This is a genomic window from Lysinibacillus sp. FSL K6-0075 (assembly GCF_038592945.1).
Classification (GTDB): Bacteria; Bacillota; Bacilli; order Bacillales_A; family Planococcaceae; genus Lysinibacillus; species Lysinibacillus fusiformis_F.
This window is the reverse complement of the sequence record NZ_CP151947.1, coordinates 836,279-855,595: the sequence shown is the minus strand read 5'-3', so window position 1 is coordinate 855,595 and position 19,317 is coordinate 836,279. Positions and strand designations below refer to the sequence as shown.

General features: G+C 36.1%; 19 protein-coding genes. 5 read left to right on the top strand and 14 right to left on the bottom strand.

Going from position 1 to position 19,317, the window contains the following annotated elements; genetic code table 11:
* Positions 1-16: 16 nt before the first annotated feature.
* From MHB65_RS03965 to MHB65_RS03955, 3 genes are all read right to left on the bottom strand, one after another.
* Positions 17-1,594 (bottom strand): peptide chain release factor 3, encoded by a 1,578-nt coding sequence (locus tag MHB65_RS03965; protein WP_205441508.1) that lies wholly within the window; start codon positions 1,592-1,594, stop codon positions 17-19.
* Positions 1,595-1,729: 135 nt separating this feature from the next.
* Positions 1,730-3,196: a UDP-N-acetylmuramoyl-L-alanyl-D-glutamate--2,6-diaminopimelate ligase gene (locus MHB65_RS03960; protein ID WP_205441506.1), complete on the bottom strand. Its 1,467-nt coding sequence runs from the start codon at positions 3,194-3,196 to the stop codon at positions 1,730-1,732.
* Between the two features lie 317 nt (positions 3,197-3,513).
* Positions 3,514-4,902, bottom strand: a complete 1,389-nt coding sequence (locus MHB65_RS03955; protein ID WP_342442563.1) for an aldehyde dehydrogenase — start codon at positions 4,900-4,902, stop codon at positions 3,514-3,516.
* A 209-nt stretch (positions 4,903-5,111) separates the two neighbouring features.
* Here MHB65_RS03955 and MHB65_RS03950 point away from each other — a divergent pair, with 209 nt between their 5' ends.
* The gene (locus MHB65_RS03950; RefSeq protein WP_205441502.1) at positions 5,112-5,267 is read left to right on the top strand and encodes a hypothetical protein; all 156 of its coding nucleotides are present in this window, start codon (positions 5,112-5,114) and stop codon (positions 5,265-5,267) included.
* A gap of 46 nt (positions 5,268-5,313) precedes the next feature.
* On the opposite strand, the gene ssuE is transcribed toward MHB65_RS03950, so the two are convergent.
* The 9 genes from ssuE to MHB65_RS03905 form a co-directional block, all read right to left on the bottom strand.
* On the bottom strand, positions 5,314-5,847 hold the full coding sequence (ssuE, locus tag MHB65_RS03945; RefSeq protein ID WP_342442562.1) for an NADPH-dependent FMN reductase: 534 nt from the start codon (positions 5,845-5,847) through the stop codon (positions 5,314-5,316).
* A gap of 166 nt (positions 5,848-6,013) precedes the next feature.
* Positions 6,014-7,351 (bottom strand): dihydrolipoyl dehydrogenase, encoded by a 1,338-nt coding sequence (gene lpdA, locus MHB65_RS03940; RefSeq protein WP_342442561.1) that lies wholly within the window; start codon positions 7,349-7,351, stop codon positions 6,014-6,016.
* A gap of 186 nt (positions 7,352-7,537) precedes the next feature.
* Complete coding sequence (locus tag MHB65_RS03935; RefSeq protein ID WP_205441496.1) at positions 7,538-9,619, bottom strand: catalase; 2,082 nt, start codon at positions 9,617-9,619, stop codon at positions 7,538-7,540.
* A gap of 124 nt (positions 9,620-9,743) precedes the next feature.
* A complete protein-coding gene (locus MHB65_RS03930; protein WP_342442560.1) occupies positions 9,744-10,319 on the bottom strand; it encodes an RloB family protein in 576 nt (191 codons plus the stop codon).
* Positions 10,316-11,593: an ATP-binding protein gene (locus MHB65_RS03925; RefSeq protein ID WP_342442559.1), complete on the bottom strand. Its 1,278-nt coding sequence runs from the start codon at positions 11,591-11,593 to the stop codon at positions 10,316-10,318. Before MHB65_RS03925 ends, MHB65_RS03930 begins: the two co-directional genes overlap by 4 nt.
* 353 nt (positions 11,594-11,946) lie before the next feature.
* Positions 11,947-12,357, bottom strand: a complete 411-nt coding sequence (locus MHB65_RS03920; RefSeq protein ID WP_342442558.1) for a type II toxin-antitoxin system death-on-curing family toxin — start codon at positions 12,355-12,357, stop codon at positions 11,947-11,949.
* Positions 12,354-12,593, bottom strand: coding sequence for a hypothetical protein (locus MHB65_RS03915; RefSeq protein WP_342442557.1), 240 nt, complete (start codon positions 12,591-12,593; stop codon positions 12,354-12,356). Before MHB65_RS03915 ends, MHB65_RS03920 begins: the two co-directional genes overlap by 4 nt.
* A gap of 312 nt (positions 12,594-12,905) precedes the next feature.
* The gene (locus tag MHB65_RS03910) at positions 12,906-13,244 is read right to left on the bottom strand and encodes a hypothetical protein (RefSeq protein ID WP_342442556.1); all 339 of its coding nucleotides are present in this window, start codon (positions 13,242-13,244) and stop codon (positions 12,906-12,908) included.
* A 129-nt stretch (positions 13,245-13,373) separates the two neighbouring features.
* A complete protein-coding gene (locus tag MHB65_RS03905) occupies positions 13,374-14,159 on the bottom strand; it encodes a helix-turn-helix domain-containing protein (RefSeq protein WP_342442555.1) in 786 nt (261 codons plus the stop codon).
* 167 nt (positions 14,160-14,326) lie between these two features.
* On the opposite strand from MHB65_RS03905, the gene MHB65_RS03900 reads away from it, so the two are divergent.
* Together MHB65_RS03900 and MHB65_RS03895 are read left to right on the top strand one after the other, a co-directional pair.
* Positions 14,327-14,545, top strand: coding sequence for a helix-turn-helix transcriptional regulator (locus tag MHB65_RS03900; RefSeq protein ID WP_036075214.1), 219 nt, complete (start codon positions 14,327-14,329; stop codon positions 14,543-14,545).
* A gap of 123 nt (positions 14,546-14,668) precedes the next feature.
* Positions 14,669-14,851, top strand: coding sequence for a hypothetical protein (locus tag MHB65_RS03895; RefSeq protein WP_036075216.1), 183 nt, complete (start codon positions 14,669-14,671; stop codon positions 14,849-14,851).
* Between the two features lie 38 nt (positions 14,852-14,889).
* Here MHB65_RS03895 and MHB65_RS03890 read toward each other — a convergent pair whose 3' ends face one another.
* Positions 14,890-15,090 (bottom strand): hypothetical protein, encoded by a 201-nt coding sequence (locus MHB65_RS03890; protein WP_036075217.1) that lies wholly within the window; start codon positions 15,088-15,090, stop codon positions 14,890-14,892.
* A 101-nt stretch (positions 15,091-15,191) separates the two neighbouring features.
* Positions 15,192-15,440 carry a hypothetical protein gene (locus MHB65_RS03885; RefSeq protein WP_342442554.1) on the bottom strand — a complete coding sequence of 83 codons (249 nt, stop codon included), beginning with the start codon at positions 15,438-15,440 and terminating at the stop codon, positions 15,192-15,194.
* A gap of 464 nt (positions 15,441-15,904) precedes the next feature.
* On the opposite strand from MHB65_RS03885, the gene MHB65_RS03880 reads away from it, so the two are divergent.
* The gene (locus MHB65_RS03880) at positions 15,905-17,014 is read left to right on the top strand and encodes an AAA family ATPase (RefSeq protein WP_141903877.1); all 1,110 of its coding nucleotides are present in this window, start codon (positions 15,905-15,907) and stop codon (positions 17,012-17,014) included.
* Complete coding sequence (locus MHB65_RS03875) at positions 17,014-19,254, top strand: S8 family peptidase (RefSeq protein WP_342442553.1); 2,241 nt, start codon at positions 17,014-17,016, stop codon at positions 19,252-19,254. Before MHB65_RS03880 ends, MHB65_RS03875 begins: the two co-directional genes overlap by 1 nt.
* Positions 19,255-19,317 lie beyond the last annotated feature (63 nt).

The window sequence follows — 19,317 nt, the reverse complement described above, 5'->3', positions numbered from 1 at the left end:
GATTCGTGTTTCATGATTATAGAAGGCTATAAAGTTTAATGTTTTCGTTTTTATCGGCAAACCATCGCATAGCAAACTCATTTTCAAATAGGAAAACAAGATTGTCAAAACGGTCCTTCACGAGCATGGAGCGACCTGAGGACATAGACTCTTTAACATCCTCTTCATTTTCAATCCAACGTGCGATTTTGGAACCAATTGGCTCCATTCTTACTTCCACATTGTATTCATTTTTCATACGATGCTCAAATACTTCAAATTGTAATTGACCAACTGCTCCAAGGATAACTTCTTCTGTATGCAACGTTTTATAGTATTGAATGGCACCCTCTTGTACTAATTGTAAAATCCCTTTATGGAATTGCTTTGATTTCATAACGTTCTTCGCTGTTACACGTACGAATAATTCTGGTGTAAACTGTGGTAATTTTTCAAATTGGAATGTTTTCTTGCCACCTACAACAGTGTCTCCAATTTGGTATGTTCCTGTATCATATAAACCAATAATATCTCCGGCAACTGCTTCATCTACTGTTTCACGATCATCTGCAAGGAACTGTGTGGATTGCGTAACTTTAAAGGATTTCCCAGTACGAGATAATGTCATATTCATTCCACGTTCAAATTTACCAGAAACAATACGTACAAAGGCAATACGGTCACGGTGGGCAGGATTCATATTGGCCTGAATTTTGAAAATAAAACCTGAAAATTCATTATGCTCCACAGGATCAATGAACTGCTCATCTTCAGTAATTCTAGGCTGAGGTGTCGGTGCAAATTGTAAGTATGTTTCAAGGAAGGTTTGAACACCAAAGTTCGTTAATGCTGAACCAAAGAATACAGGTGTTAATTCCCCACGACGAATTTTTTCCTCAGAATACGCATTCCCAGCTTCATCTAGAAGGAGAATATCGTCCATTGCTTGTGAATAATAAGAAGTCACTTTCATTGGATGCTCCACAGCAAGCTCTCCATTGTCATCTATTGGTAAGAAACGTTCAGCTTCATCTGTACGGAATTGTTCAATGCGTTTATTATAACGATCATAAATACCAAGGAACTCTTTACCCATACCGATTGGCCAGTTCATTGGATATGCGTTGATACCTAGTACCTCTTCAAGCTCTTCAATCAACTCAAGTGGTTCTTTCCCTTGACGGTCTAACTTATTAATAAATGTAAAAATCGGAATGCCACGCATTTTACAAACCTTAAATAGCTTTAAAGTCTGAGCCTCGATCCCTTTGGCAGCATCCACTACCATGACAGCACTATCTACAGCCATTAATGTACGATATGTGTCTTCTGAGAAATCTTGGTGACCAGGGGTATCCAAAATATTCACACGAGAGCCGCTATAATCGAATTGCATGACGGATGAAGTAACCGAAATCCCACGTTGTTTTTCGATCTCCATCCAGTCCGATGTTGCAAACTTACCTGTTTTTTTCCCTTTGACTGTACCTGCATCACGAATGGCACCACCAAAAAGTAAAAGCTTTTCTGTAATCGTCGTTTTCCCAGCATCAGGGTGACTGATAATGGCAAAAGTACGACGCGATAGTATATCTTTTTCTAAATTTGAATTCATCTCGTCATTCTCCTTTTTTCATACTTAATAATAATAAAAGAAGACTTGCCTTTCGTACAACCTTTTTACATGAAATCTCCAAAAAGAAAACCCTCTAGTTACAACTAAAAGGGTTTCCTAATCACTTAGCTTTCATCATACGAATTTTAATCGGCCAGCTTCTATCGCAATTTCTGCATCACTATGTGGGAATTTTGTATTTTCGATAATTTGATAATCCTCATGCCCTTTACCAGCAAAAATAATCATGTCACCAGGTTCAGCAATTTCAATAGCATGGCGCACTGCTTCTGCACGATCCCCAATACAAGCATAATTGTCATGAAGCATACCTTTGGCAAGATCGCCTGTAATACTAGCATAGTCTTCATAGCGTGGGTCATCTGTTGTCAAAATGACATATTCCGCAGCTGACGCTTTCTCAGCCATGGCAGGACGCTTCGATTTATCTCGATTACCCCCTGTTCCAACTAAGAAAATAAGCTTGCCCTTTTTATAAGGTTGTGCAGCTTCAATCGCCTTTTCAATAGCATCTGGCGTATGCGCATAATCAATAAAAATTTGTACAGGTAGATCTGAACATACTTTCTCCATCCGACCTTTAACTGGTGGTAGTTGCTCAATTTGCTCAATAATAGACTCCATTGAATAGCCACGACCATAAAACGCAATCATGGCTGCCAATACATTATAAATGTTAAATTCCCCAAGTAAATTCATTTTTACGCGATAAATTCCTTCGGGCATTTCCACGTCAAAAGATGTCATATAATCGTGATACTCACAGTTAATGGCACGGAAATCAGCCTTTTCATTTTTTAAACCATATGTCCACACTGGAAATGGTGTCATGGCGGCATACCGCTCTGACCAAGCATCGTCAGCATTCAACACAACAAATTTATTTTTTTCTAAATCTTGTCCAAGTTGGGAGAATAATAAGCCTTTTGCATGGCCGTATTCCTCCATCGTACCATGGAAATCAAGGTGATCATGCGTTAGATTCGTAAAAATAGCGATATCATAATCAACACCTGCTAAACGCCCAAGTGCTAACCCATGTGATGAAACTTCCATTGTCATTAAACGACAGCCTTCCATTTTTGCTCGGAAAATCATTTGTTGTGTCGATAACGCATCACTCGTTGTATTGGCTGATTCATATAAAATACCATTTAAATTAAAGCCAATTGTGCCGGATAAGGCCGATTTTTCGCCCATACCATGCATAATATTTTGAATAATTCCTGTTACGGATGTTTTACCATTTGTTCCAGTTACACCAATCATCGTTATGTCCTTAGAAGGATAATCAAAGAACTTTGCAGCTAGTAAACCTACTGCGCGATCTGTATCTTGCACAATCACTTGTGCAATCGTTTCTCCTAGCGGTAATTCACGCTCCGTTACAACAATTGTTGCGCCGCCATCTACAGCCTTTTGCGCATAATCATGCCCATCTACTGTATAACCTTTGATACAAACAAACATGCTATTTGGTTGCACACTTCTTGAATCTACTACGATATCGCTAACCTGATCTGGCAGCACGCCAATTATTTTTTTCAAAGGTAATGCGCTTAACAATTCCTCTGCATACATTTCATAGTCCTCCAATCAATCTCTACACTCATATCATCACCCTTAACAATCGACAAAAAACGACAATATGAATTCCCCCACATTCTATTGAACTTATTTTACTACTTATTTCATGATAAATAAAATGCCTCAGTTGTGTTTTTTCAACGAAAACGCTTTCATTTGAACAAAAAATCATGTTTTCTTCAAATTTTTATTTATAATCACCAATCGGCATTTTTCGACATAACGAGAAAGGTTTATTTAGAGAACAATCTTCTATGCATATGAGACTTATTCTTAAAATGGAGGCATCATAAGATACCCCCATTGTTAGGCTATTTCATAATTGAACGCACAATTTTCACTTTTTGTTTATATGGTGGGAACAGCACATTTGTCTCCAGTTTGGAAGATTTCTTTAAAATAGATTTGGGGTGTGTAAAGTTTTCAAAGCTCGCTTTGCCATGGTATGCTTTCACGCCTGATGGACCTACACCACCGAATGGTAAATGTAAATTCCCAACATGTGTGATGGTATCATTAATACAGCCTCCACCAAATGGTAATTCTTCTAAAAAGTATTGCATTGCTTTTTCATGTTCTGAGAAGAAATATGCCGCTAAAGGCTTCGGTAATTGGCGAATTTGATGAATGGCAAGTGGCAAATCATTATACATCATAACAGGTAAGATAGGACCAAACAGTTCTTCCTGCATCGAAGGACTTGTCCATTTTACATATTCGACGATTGTAGGTTCAATATATAAATCATCTCGATCCATTCGTCCACCATATGTAATGGCATCACGTTCTTCCACGATTATTTGCTGTAAACGATCGAATTGTTTCAAATTCACAATACGACCGTAATCAGGGCTTTTCAAAGGATTTTTGCCGTAAAACGAACGAATCGTTTCTTTTAAAATTTTCATAAATCGGTCATAAACAACTTTGTGGACAAGTAAATAATCGGGGGCCACACATGTTTGTCCAGTATTTGTAAATTTGCCCCATACAATACGCTTTGCCGCTACTTCTAGGTTTGCTGTTTGATCGACAATCGCTGGACTTTTCCCACCAAGCTCTAAAGCAACTGGTGTCAAACGTTCTGCAGCAGCTTTTGCTACTACTTTACCGACGGCTACACTACCTGTAAAAAAGATGTAATCGAAGGAAGCATGAATAAGTGCCGTAACTTCTTCCTTTTCACCTTCAACAACACGTACGTAGGAAGAGGGGAACGTTTCCTCAATGATTTTTTTCACAATGGATGCTGTGTGTACAGATGTTTCTGACGGTTTGACGATTGCTGTGTTGCCTCCAACAATGGCACCAATTAGAGGCTCCATTACAAGTTGGAATGGATAATTAAAAGGCCCAATTATTAATGTAACTCCATACGGCTCACGTACAATGAAGCTCTTGCCCATTTGATATTGTATCGGCGTTTTGACTGCTTCTGGTTCCATCCATTCTTCCACATGCTTTACCATATATGAAATACTATCTAATACAATGCCAATTTCTGTCGCATATGCTTCAAATTCGCTTTTACGAAGGTCTAAGTGAAGCGCATTCAATATTTCTTTCTCATATTTCAAAATTGAAGTTTTTAATTTCTTTAATTGCTCTTTTCTAAATTTCACACTTTTTGTTGCGCGTGAAAAATAAAATTGACGTTGCGCTGTAATCATATTTTCCACATCTTGTGACGTAAAATTCATCAATAAAGCACCCCTTTTTTAAAATGGCATACATAGTTTTTTCATTTTGAAACAAACTATCTTTGTCTATACGATACAACATCGAGAGGCAAAAATCCTCTTTCTACATCGAGGGGGTGAAATGGCATATGTGAAAATGAAATGTTTTAGTTTTTTCATCTCGGGAAATATACAACTACATATTAAAACCGAAACGGGGGCGTAGATGAATGACAACAACAACAGGAACATGGTGGGAGTCCATTTTTTCTGGACCATTATCGCATGGAATTTGTGAAGAAAAAATAATGCTATTGCAAGATGAAGCTTTCTTATATCTCTCTACAATACCTGTGGAGAATGAAGAAAATCCAGAAGGAAATTAAAAAATAGCGCATTATAGGATGCCCCTATAAATGCGCTTTTATTATTTTAATTAACAATGAATACTTGCTGCAATTGTTCTAATTGTGCTTCAAGTCTGCTGATGGCCTCTTCCTCAATTGCAAAGCCACCCTCTTCCAAACGAATGATCTGTTTATCCACAATGTAAACAGAATTAGTAATGGATGTGGCTCCTAGTACAGCTAAAACTGGCTTTAGTGCATATTCCAATGCCAATAAATGGCTGATTGATCCTCCTACAGCTATGGGTAGTATGGCCTTATCGAGCAAGGCTTTTTGCGGTAGTAAATCCAAGTAAGTCTTCAAAATACCTGTATAGGATGCTTTGTAAATAGGTGTAAGGATGACAATAAGATCTGCTTCCTTAATCTGTTCATTTTCAGATTGTATTTCCTTACTTGAAAAATTCGCCGTTAATAAATCAGTAGCTGGTAGTTCATGTACATAATTTGAGTGAACCTCTATTCCTTGTGTAATGAAATGATTTTCCACCTTTTCATGAATAGCCGTAACTCTTGAATTTTTTGAATTACTTCCATTAATAATGACTGCTTTTGTCATCTTACCCACTCCCTTTATCATTGTTAATAAAAAAGGCCCCTATTCTACAATTCGACGGATAACCGTTTTGTAAAATAGAAGCCTCTAGATGTCTAGTTAACTTAAATACCTAGTATTCTTATAAAATTAATTTAACATAAATTTCTTGAATGTCAACAGCTTTTTATCATTGGTGAATGGCTTTCCCAAAAACAGCTTTTGCCACATCACCAATATGCTCCGACACTGTCGGATGTGGAAAAATCATTTGTGCAAGTGATTGAGCGGTACCACCAGCATTTTTTGTTGCTAATAGCGCATTAAGCATTTCTGTTGCACCATCCGCTACTACACAAGCACCTAAAATTTGACCATTATCCTTGGATGAAATTAGCTTCACAAAGCCTTCTGTATTCCCCTCCATTAATGCCTTTGGATTAGTCTGCAGTGGCATTTTTATTACAGTATATGGCGTTTTGACCTGCTCTTCTAATAAACCAAATGTGGCAATTTCAGGATGTGTATAAACACATCGAGGGATGCACGATTGATCAATTGGTATTGGCTGGTTGCCCACAATATAATCAACAACGTAAATTCCCTCCGCACTGGCAGAATGCGCAAGTTGATAACCACCCACTAAGTCACCAATCGCATACATATTCGGCAGGCTTGTCTCAAAATGCTTATTGACTGCGATTAACCGACCATCAAAAGTTAATCCTAATTGCTCTGCAATTTCTGTATTCGGACGACGTCCAGTTGCAAATAAAAGGTTTTCATATGTATAAGAGCCTTTAGATGTATGAATGGTATTGCCTTCAAATTTTTCAAATTGGAAATCTGTCACAAGTTCAATACCAAGCTTCTTCATTTTTTCTCGAATCAGCGGTCTTGCTTCAGCCTCTTCCGTTTGTAAAATATCCTCGCTATGATTAAGCACTGTTACCTTAGTACCGAGGGGTGCTAAACTAAAAGCCATTTCAATTGCAATTACACCTCCCCCAATAATTGTTAACTGTTCTGGAAGCTCTTCTATATCAAAAAATGTGTCTGTCGTATAGTAGGTAGATGTCTCTAACCCTTCAAATGATGGGACAAAGGGTTTACTGCCTGTGGCTAAAATAATATCTGTAGCCGTTATTGTCTCGTTCTCGATTGTAATTGTTAAATCCTTTGCGACTGAAGCTTCACCACGATATAAAGTAACATGATTGCTGACAATATAATGCTCAATGTTTGTTAATAGTTCATGAATAATTGTATCTTTCCGCTGCATTAATCGAGGAAAATTAATTTCCACTTTGGGCACTTCTATTCCCCAGCTATTCCCCCGTTTTATTTCCTGCACAAGTTTACTATGCTCCAATAAAATCTTTGATGGTATGCAGCCAACATTATAGCAGGCGCCTCCCAATTTATCTCGTTCAATTAGCGCGACTGTTTTGCCATTCTTTGCTGCATGTATGGCTGCTACATAGCCACCTGGTCCCGCTCCAATAATAGCAATATCAAAATTTTCCATAATTTTCACCTCATGTACCACCATATCATTTGCAAATTTTGAATGCAATGACAGACATAGTAAAAGCCTCTCATTCAATGAAAGGCTTTTGACTTACATAGTATTTACTTCTCTTTCACGGGTATTCGACTGCTCTCCGCGGGTATTTGCTTCCCTTTCGCGGGTATTCGACACTCATTGCTCTGTTTAATAAATATTTCGTTGCCAAAATCGTTGCTGGGCAATGGCAGCTACAAACTTTTTCGGGAAATCTTTGTTACCTGTCGCTAACACGATGCCTGGTCCTACATTGGCATTCGACATATTGAAGAAGGTTGTGCCAGTTGCAGCAAATCCTATGGGCTTAAAGTGACGATATGCTTCATTTATATAATTGACGATATAAGTATTGAATTTCGCCTGATTACTTGCTTTTACCCCAACAACATATAACGAGTCGAATAATACAGCATCGGTTGTAATAAATGTGTCAGTAGCCGTTAATTGCACACCATTATTCCCTGTCACAACACCTAGTCGATCAGAGATGATGCTGTAGCGTACACCTTGTCTTGTTAAATATTTCAATACTTCCCCGACTTCATTTGCATCAAAGCCATCACCAATTAAGACACCTACTTTCAGTGTATAAGGTAGTTTAATGGTATTGGCTTGGCTCAGTGCAGGTGAAGAGGCTGTTACCTTGGACTGCTCTCCGCTAGGACGATTTACACCAACATTGTCTGCCACTGTGGTAGCCATTGCTTTATCTACATGGACAAACATATCCACTACTTGCTGACGAACTGATTTACTCTTCACTTTACCTACTTCGAAGCTAAAGGCATCAATAATATGTTGTTTTTCAGGTGGGGACATGCTATTCCAAAAGAGCCTTGCTTGTGAAAAATGATCATCAAAGGATTTACTACGCGCTCTTGTGATTCGTCCCTCAACCTTTTCTTCATAATGAACATATCCACCTTCTCTTGCAGTAGAAGTGGCTGGTGTATTATTGGCTAGTGAATTTTTATGATAGCTTACCCTACCTAAATTAATCGTCTGTCGGCTAAAGCCATTACGTTGATTGTTATGCACAGGGCAAATCGGACGATTAATAGGAATCTCTGCAAAATTTGGTCCCCCTAATCGAATCAACTGTGTATCTAAGTAAGAAAAGAGTCGACCTTGTAGCAGTGGATCATTGGTAAAATCGATGCCTGGCACAACATTACCTGGATGGAACGCAACTTGCTCTGTTTCAGCAAAGACATTATCCACATTGCGATTTAAGGTCATCTTTCCAATCTTCTTCACTGGCACTAGTTCCTCTGGCCAAAGCTTTGTCGCATCTAAAATATCAAAATCAAATTTAAATTCATCCTCAGGTTCTAGTATTTGTATGCCTAACTCAAACTCTGGATAATCTCCAATTTCGATCGCTTCCCATAAATCTCGTCGCTGAAAATCTGGGTCCTTCCCAGCAATTATCTGGGCTTCATCCCAAACAAGAGAATGCACACCTAACACAGGCTTCCAATGGAATTTAACAAATCTTGATCTCCCCTTGTCATTGACGAAGCGGAACGTATGCACGCCAAAACCTTCCATCATACGAAAGCTTCGTGGAATGGCACGGTCAGACATCACCCACATTACCATATGTGCAATTTCCTGATTACTGGCTACAAAATCCCAAAAAGTATCGTGTGCGGAGGCTGCTTGTGGCATATCATTGTGTGGCTCAGGCTTTACAGCATGAATTAAATCGGGAAACTTAATGGCATCCTGAATAAAAAAAACAGGTATATTATTACCGACTAAATCATAATTTCCCTCATCCGTATAAAACTTCGTTGCAAACCCACGTACATCACGAGCTGTGTCCATTGACCCTAAGCTCCCTACCACTGTCGAAAATCTGACAAACACAGGTATTTTCTTTTTCGGATCCTGCAAAAATTTCGCTTTCGTATACTCTGCCATGGATTCATATAATTCAAACTCGCCATGTGCTGCAAAACCTCTGGCATGTACAACACGCTCTGGAATACGCTCATGATCAAAATGGGTAATTTTTTCTCTAAGATGAAAATCCTCCATAATTGTCGGCCCACGAACACCTGCCTTTAACGAATCTTCATCATTGGACACCCTTAGTCCCTGATTCGTTGTCATTTTCGTGCCCTCATTCTCGACACGAAACGGCTCAAGTTGATGATCCTTTGCGTTTCCTTCTACATTATTGGATTGATTTGACTTTGAGTTATCCACGCAATCCCCTTTCATACATGTACTGATTTCGCTCCATATACACTATATGTTTTTGAAAAAGAAACATGCCTTCATTTCGACAAAGCATTATGTAAAGATAAAAACAGGCTTCTATTTGATCATAGAAAACCTGCTAATCTTAAAATATGTATCGTATCATTTCATGTATGTTACAGTATGGATTGTCACGGCTCTCTGACTCTCGGAGAGCCATCATGTCTGTGCAATTTTTAATCGCTACCTCATGTCGTAATGCAATGGGGGCTATGATGGCTTCATCAGCCTTATGACGGAAATAACGACTCACACCAAGGTGCTGTTCCATTTTGTCATTTAAGACCGCACGGGGATATTTTTCTGTACTGTCGACTTCCTCAAAATGCAACAGTAACCACAATTCAAATGCTTCATTTGTATAGGCAATATGAATATTTTTTTCCTCGCAAAATTGATTGACTTCCTCTAATTGCTTATCGGTTAGATCATCCTTATCAAAAACAATCCACACCTCATCAAAGTATTGATAGCTGGAATCTCGATAAGCATGTTGGGCAAGCTTGATTGCTGATCGTTTAACATTTTTTATTTTGACACTAACCATTTTAGAACGCTTTAAAATACGCATTTGTTCAAAATAAATACGTTCAGTTTCACCTTCACAATAAATTAAGATGGTTTTACGCAGTGTTCGGCTCCCTTGTTGACGTACTCTCACTGCTCAGATACCTCCGCTTCTTCTAAATATTGTTCGGATAAATACTCATTAATGACAGGCGTTGCACCAAATTCCCCTTTCATATACCGTTTCGCATAAGAAAGATCCCCACGTTTCTTTTGTAAATCTGCAAAATCAAATAAGGAGTATAGTTCCGATTCATTTTTAAAGCTTTTATTCACAAACCAAATTTGATCGGATCGTAGTGGCTGATCAAGTAATTCTATTTCATGACTCGTCACGACAAATTGATTACTGCTATTGCGTTTGCTATTCATAATAGCCATTAAAAACTCACAAATCGATACATGGAATGCTGTGTCGAATTCGTCTATAAAAATGGTTTTTCCTTTATTATAAGCATCCACCATCACACATGCTAAATGTAGCATTCGTACTGTGCCCTTAGAATCCATTGTCCAATTAATTGTTTCTGTCCCTATCGGTTTACCTGCTTCATCAAATGATAAGTAATGTAGATCAATATCTACTTCTTGAATCACCTCAGGTGTATCAAACTCGTAGCCAATTGTATTTTTCTCTCTGCGTTCCACACGTCTAGCCGTAACATCTTGAATGGAAAGGTCTGCAATTTTAAGAAGTTTGATCACTTCTTTTTTAAAGGGCTCCTCTTCAAGTTTACGAATAAGGGGATGACTTGATAACCGATTTGCTTCATCTAGAAACAGAATTTTATGTAAAAACCAATCGAATATCTTTAATGCATCAGGATCATTAAAAACATGCAATACGGATAAAAAGGCTGTATTGTTTCGTGTGTACTTTGTCAATTCCTGCGCTGTTGTTTGGGCTGTTTCATAAGAATATTCTGTACCGTCCCATTGTCTGACAAACAGTTCTTCCTTCATTGACCTATTCGTTTTCACAAGACGTTCATAAAGAACTTGAGAAGCATTATACTGTATTTCATAATCATACAAAGCTCCGTCTAAAAAAAGCGATATCATAAACTCTGTTGGTTTGTCTTGCTGTCTTCCTAACTTAAATGGTTGATAGGGTAGACGTAATTGCTTTACATTATTTAAGTTTTCAAAATTAAAAAGCAAGGAACGCAATACTTTAATAGCCGTAAAAAGATTGGATTTCCCACTTCCATTTGGGCCAAAAATAAATGCACTTTTTACAAGACGAAGTGTATCAAACTGGATTGTGTGGGTATCCTTCCATTTTCGTAGGCGACTTCCCGCAACCATTGAAAATAACGTATCATCTTTATAACTCAAACAATTTTTCACTCTAAAATCTACAAGCATATGTAAGCCTCCGTCCGCAACCATTTCTTTAATGAATTATTATACTATAGACATAGAAAAAGACATATTACTCAATGTAATACTAATTGAATGCAAAACATTGCTTTAAATGCCTTAGATTCAGTCATATCAAGGGTTTCCATCTTATATATGTTAAATCAATAATGCAGAATAAAGCATAATGAAGTATGTTTTTGGGGCTAAGTGGGGCTAGTTTGGGGCTAATAAAATTCGGTGAGCGTGTGTACAGGAATAGGTGAGTGAGATTGTGGTAATTTACTTCAATGTTTTTTGTTTTTAGCATAATAAAAAAACGTCCCACATTAAATAGTGGGACGAAGAAAAAAAATTAGCTATTCTATTTCTTTTTTTATTGTTTTTTCAAATAAATATTCAACAAGAGAGCGACTTACCTCGTTACTACCGAATCTATCTTCGGCAATATCAACAATTAAATCTTCGGCTTCTTTTTCCCCAAAGTTTAGTTGGTAGCCATTTATTTCTAAAAAAACGTCAAGACAAATTAATGCCGTCCTTTTGTTTGCATTATGAAAGGCATGTGCCTTAGTAATCCCCCAAACTAACGCAGCTGCTTTCTCAATAACTGAAGGATACAATTCAAAATCACCAAAGCCTGCATCCATTTTATTCACAGCAGACTCTAAGGATCCTAAATTTTTTACACCTGTAGTTTCTTTGGGTGCAAATTGGGCTACTATTTCATGTAGACCAATAACTTCTTGCACACTTAATCGATTAATCATCTATGAACTAAATTTTCATATGCTGCTTTCCTATTAAGAATACTCTTAATTGCAGCTGCCTTTACATGATCATCTAAATTTGCATTTAGTGCAACTTCATATGGGGAACGTCTGATATGAGCTCTCGTTTCTGATGTTGAAGGTCTCATTCTTTTTGTCGAATACTGCTGAATACTACCTGCTATTTTAAAGTATTTTTTCTTCATAACAGTAGCCTCCTCTAATAGTAATGACATACTGTGACCTCCTTTCTAATATAAAAGAAAAGGAGAATATTTGTTACACAAATACCCCTTCTATATAAATTTAACACTTATTAGGGTTTTTGGGTAGTAAAAGTTAATTGAAGTATCTCCATCTTTCAGAAAATAAATACAGAAGATGTATTACACTATATATGAATAAAGAGGCTTATTTAATGCCTGTTTTGTTCACAGATATTAAACTAATCCATTTTTTAAAACAAAAACACCTGCCGTAGCAAGTGCTTTGTTTCTCACTTCCTAAAGTTAGAGTCTGCCTCTAATTTCACGTAACTATCAGACACATCAAGCTTTTATTTCATCGGCAGTTGTCTTGCTAGGTTGTCCTGAGGGTTCATCCACTTGTAGATCTCTAAGTACTTTAACTATTTTTTCTAATTCTTCGACTTTCTTTTTCATCTCATATATATAATCTTCCCCAATCCGTGCAATTACTCCGTAGCGATCATAATCCCAAGCTACGTAATAAATTTCTTCTTTTTTCTTTGTTGGTTCCCATTTAGCAAAATAACCGTCATTTAACTCATTTTGCATAAGTTGTACCTTTTCTAACGCAATAGAAATATCCAGTACCACGTCAGTAATACGGTTGAAATTAGTTAAGTGTTGTGAATGTACCTGCATATCCTCATTCTCCTTTTTCTTTTAGTTTTTATTTGTTTGCTCTCGCCTTTAATAGTAATTGTTTATTATGGTCAGACATGACACACCATTCCTTGGCTGTAACTTTCATGTGTCCTCACTTCCTTCTCATTAAAATACTTCTGTTGGTCTATCCCGTTCAGTTAACCAGTTGTAAAACGGTACTGGACGCTCTCTATCAACCGTTTCTTCTATAGATGATGATTTATATTGCTTGTTATTAGACCGCTCTACGGCCTTGTTAAATGCTCCTACAAATACGGCTCTAAGTGTTCTTGCTACAGTTAAAGTACCGTTCGTAATATCACAGATAATGTTAGCTAAAACGTTCTTAGCGTTCACAAAATCACGTATATTGTTTATTTTTGTAGCTAGTATGCATTTGTGTAATTGGTCTTTAAGATTGTCCTGCATAGGCAATGAGTACATAAATTCAAATAGCATTTGTTGATACTCATTCATAAACGCTTTACATGCCGCTGTTCCAACATTAGCCTGGTTATAAGCATCTTGTAATGTAACAACCACATTTTGTTCAAAATGCTTGACAGGGCTTTCACTCGTTTCTAATTGATAAGGCAAAATAATATAGATGTTTGCACCACGTCCTCCCTTTACCTTTGTAGTTGTCTCTCTCTTGATAATGCCTAGTGATTCTAATTTCTTGATAGCACGATAAACTGTCTTAGTGCTGATTTCTAAGCTGTCAGCAATTGTGGAGGCTTTCAGGTGACACACTCCAGGATAATTAAGAGAGTGTGAAGCAAGTTTGAAAACGATGGCACGCTCAGCTGGTGTTAGGTCATAGTAATGAGCCGCAATGTGTTCCTCAACTGCTGTGTCCATGTCTGCTACTGATTCAAATGTTGTGTATTGTGCTAAATATTCAAATGCCATCGTTTTCACCTCGCTTTCACTTACAAGTGTCAAACAAACAACGACTACGAAACGTAGTCATTAAAGAAATAATAAAACGACTACGCTTCGTTGTCAACCACATTCCGTTGTCATAATAAAAACACTTTTATATACTTAAACTAAAAAGAAAGATAAAGGTGAGTATTATGAGAGTAAAATCAACATTAAAAATAATTTTAGATGAACGTGGTATTTCTATTGGAAAATGTGCTGAAATGGCAGGATTAAAGAAGGAAACTGTACGCAGGATGTATAATGACACAACAATGCAGTATCAACGTGATACATTAGGGGCTTTGTGCAAAGCATTAAATGTAGAAATTTCGGATATTTTATCACTTGAGGACAATGAAAAATCTAATTGAGCTTTAAAAATAATTACCTCCAAAAATTTTATTTGTTGTTTTTTGTAAAAAATATTGCAAATCCCTAGAATTAACAAGTAATTTTAGATTGTAGAATATTTATAAAAAATGGAGTGAATATTTTTGAGAAAAGTAAGAGGTGTAGAGGCATTAGTAAATTATCTTAAATCAATCAATTGCCCTATGGGAAAATCAACTATTTATAATTTAATGAGAACTAAGAGTATTCCATTTAATAAGCCAACACCAGGCGTTTTACTTTTTGACTTAGACAAAATAGATCGCTGGCTCGATGGTGAATTATAAAAACAAAAAGGACGCCCAATAATTCGGGTGTCCTTTCACTATTTATCAATCTTATTTTTGATTTTTAAATTATCATACCTTTTATTATTTAATTCATCCCTTCTAACTGTTATCCCACCCACTGTCAAATCCTTTAATTTGATTTTTCTTCCGTATTCTCTAGACAGAATACTTTCAATTAACGGCAGCAACTTTCGAACCTTTTCTTCTGTCATTTTGAAATCCTTAAATCCATCCACATCTATCCCTCCATTCATTTTTATCATTGCCAATTATTAAGTTGTATAAAATAAAAAACACTCTCAGCTTATTTCCCAGCTGAAAGTGCTTTACTAAAAATTTATTTCTTCTTTGTATAACATGTCACCCAACGTCCCTTTTCATTTTTGTATGTAGAGCATTCATACTTTGCTTCAATTTCTTGATTTAATTTCTTACGTTTTTCAAGCATTTCTTCAGTAGGTATTACCCATGCAGGTTCTAATAACTCTGACAAGCCCACAGGGGTAGGAATCTTCTCTCCGCCTATTTCAAGATGAGGAACTACCACCTTTATCCCTAAATCTATTAAATATACTGGTTTATCCAACCTAATCACCTCTAAATTATATATGAAATTTAAAGGTTTACTATTACAAAAAGCAACTACATTCCTGTAGCTGTTAGATTATATATTTAATTATTAAGAGCATGTTTAAAGATTAAAAGAATAAATGATTAATATTCAAAATGTAAGGCTTCACGCTTACTTCCCCATTGGATTTCAACATTTTAACGGTAGGACATTACGGTGGGACAAGTTAAAAAGAATATTAAAGTCAATATCTGGCCAAACTAAAAAATCTGCAAATACGAATATGACTATTGCCGTGACAAAGTCACTTTTAATTGTTGATTAGACAACACTTATTATTCATTATGCATTTAGTATAAAGGATGTTGGTTTTAATGCGTTCCAATAATTTAATATAAAATAAAACGGAACAAAATATTGATAAAACCCACTTTTAATGATATGTTTTATTTGTTCCTTATGAACGGAGGTAAAATTAAATGAAACAAATAGAAAAGCATTTACCTAATTTAGTTAAAGCTGCTTTTGAGAATGATAAAGAAATTATTGAGGCAAGTACACTGAGTATAATGCGCATTTTAAAAAAAGAGAGTCCAGAAATCGCAAGTAGAATTTCTGAAATATTAGCTAATTATAGAGCAGGCGCATCACTAACAAGAGCATATGGACAGGACCCTTTACCGAAAGATGAGGAGTCATTGAATTCCTTAGTGAAATTAGAAGATAGTAGTGTACTACCTTCTGAAATATTTTTATCTGACATGTACAAGAAAACAATCGAAGAATTTTTACAAAACAGAAATCATATGAAAGAGCTATTAGAGTTTGGTATAAAACCTACTAATAGCATATTACTTTATGGTCCACCTGGTGTCGGAAAAACTTATTTAGCAAAATATCTAGCTCACCAAACGAACTTACCACTTTTAACACTTGATCTTTCTTCAACAATTTCTAGTTATCTCGGTAAAACTGGGAAAAATATCAAAGAAGTTTTAGATTATGCTAAGAGATCACCTTCCATTTTATTAATGGATGAATTTGATGCTATAGCAAAGAAAAGAACAGACGCTAGTGATTTAGGAGAATTAAAACGTATAGTTAATGTACTTTTAAAAGAACTCGAAACATGGCCATACGATTGCATCTTGGTAGCTGCTACTAATCATCCAGAAATACTGGATGATGCCATTTGGAGAAGGTTCAATATAAAAATTGAAGTAGAAAAACCAGATAAAAAGCTAAGATTTCAACTATGGAAATTTTATCTAGATAGAGGTGTTGTCGAAATTGATAAAAAGTTTTTGAATTTTTTAAGCTCTACATTTGAAGGTATAACTCCAGCCGACATAGATCAAATTAGTACTCATTCACTACAGAAGCAAATCATTTTTGGCGGAGATATAAAGATAAATGTCTTGAAAAGCTTTATAGATACAAAAATAAGTACTGGCAACATCCCTAAATCAAAATTAGTGAACTCAATAAAAGAAGAATACGGTAAATCTATCACACAAAGAGAAATTTCGGAACTAACAGGGATTTCTTTAACTTCAGTTAATCGATATTTGCAAGAGGGGGATAAATAATGAGTGATAATTTAAGAAGACCAATACTAGGTCGAGGTGAAAATCTGGTTGAACCTATTAATAAAAATAGCGCTGGAGGTCCTAAAGAATTTCCTAGATCTTATGAGGAAGCAAAAAAATTAGTAAAAGAAGAACTAGTAAAAGTGAAAAAAGATATCGATTCTATTCCATTTGAAAAAAAGATGGATGAAGTAGTAATTGCAGTTCGTCTTAATGAAAAGTTTCTCGCAAAATCTTACACTCCCAACAGTTTTTTCGGGGCTTTAGATGTCGAAAATGTTGGATCAAGAAAATGGATTACGGATTCAGGAAAAGAAAGTAAACTTAACTTCGTAAAAATCCAACCTAAAAATATCGATAACGGATTAATGTTACTCGATTCTATTAGATCAAAAAGCTTTAAAGAAGATCTACGAAAGATAGAGGAAATTAATTTACTCAATAAAGATGAAGTGGCTCTCGGATTTGAAGATACTTGGGATAACGGAAGGGTCGAGCTCGTGCTACACCCTTATGAAGAAGCAGAAATTGTTTTAGATAAATTGTTCACTTTATTAAACATCTCTAAAGAACATCGAAGCAAGATTAAATACAAAGCATATGAACACGGACCAATCTTTGTCAGTATCAATTTATCAAGAGAAGATATAAATTTACTGACAGATTTCAACCCTTTAAGAACTGTTCATCCTATGGATTTTGAATTAAACTCTGTCTTTACTGACCTAATTCCTAATAAAGTTAATCCACCAGTAAGCACTGTTACACCAGTTAAAAAGGTTGGTGTAATTGATGGCGGTGTTAATATACAGAATCCATTCTTCCAGCAATCTACCACTCAATACTATGAGGTCGATTCTTTACCAAGTGATAGTTTCATGACTCACGGAACTAACGTATCTAGCCTAATTCTATATGGTGATTTACAGAATTTCCAAGATGGGGTTACTGTTCCAAGTCCAGTACTTGGAGTTGAGAGCATAAGAGTTTTCCCAACATCTAATCCTTCTGATGTAGATTTATATGAATCTATTGATTTAATTGAAAAAGCTGTACCTCAGTTAACAGATATAGATGTTTTTAATGTTTCTGTAGGTCCAAAAGGAAGTATTCTCGATGATGATATTAGTAGATTTACAACCGCATTGGACCAATTAGCTTACGACCATAGAAAGCTGTTCATTGTAGCTGTAGGTAATTCTGGAATGAGTCAAGAACCATATAATAGAATAGAATCACCTTCAGATATGGTTAATGGCATTGGAGTGGGCGCCTATCAGATTAATGTTGATGGAAATTATTCGAGAGCACCATATAGTTCTATTGGTTTTGGGCGTGAAGGCTGTAAAATCAAACCCGACTTTTGTGAACACGGTGGTTCAGCTCTCCACCCTATACAAGTTTTAGGAACAGAAGAATACGCTATGCAAAATGTTCAGGGGACAAGCTTTGCAGCTCCGATAGTCGCAAGAAAGGCTGCAGAGTTAATGTTAAAAAGTAATGATATTGGCGTTTTAACTGCTAGAAGTTTATTGACACAGGCTTCATCCAGTGAAATTGATGAGATAGATCACGAATTTGGATATGGTATCTGTGCAAAAAATGTGGATGATATTCTGTTATGTACTCCAAATAAAGTAACAATTGTCTATAATAATGAAATGTCAGTAAGAAACTATGCAAAGTTAAAACTACCAGTACCACAAACATGTGGTGCAAAGAAAATTAAAATATCTTGGACAGTTGTAGTTGTCACTCCGCCGAATCCATTATTTGCAGAAAGTTATACATCTACTGCGATTGAGGATGCACTGCATCCACACGAAGATAAATATAATTTATACAAGAATAGTAGAACTCTGAAAAGAAATATAATAACAGATGCTGATTCTATACAAGAGTTATTAGATGATGAATGGAAACTAGGCTCTATACCAGCTAGTGTGACACCAAATAAATTTGCCACAGAATCTGAAAGACGTGATGATTTAAAGTGGGATACAGTAGCAAAAAGAAGTAAAGTTTTCCAAGCGAACTCCCTAAAAAACCCTTTTTTAACATTCCACGCTCTAGATAGAGATACTGATAAAAAACGAGTACGATATAGTGTTGCTGTAACAATTGAGGCAATAGAATACCAGGGTGATTTATATCAAGAAATCCTAAGTGAATACCCAGTACTTCAACCAATTAACGTGAGACTAGAACAAGAAATTAGAACATCTATTCAAGGTAACTAACGATTATATAAGGCAATCAAAATATTACTTTACTTATTAACTTTAAACCTTGCCACAGAGATC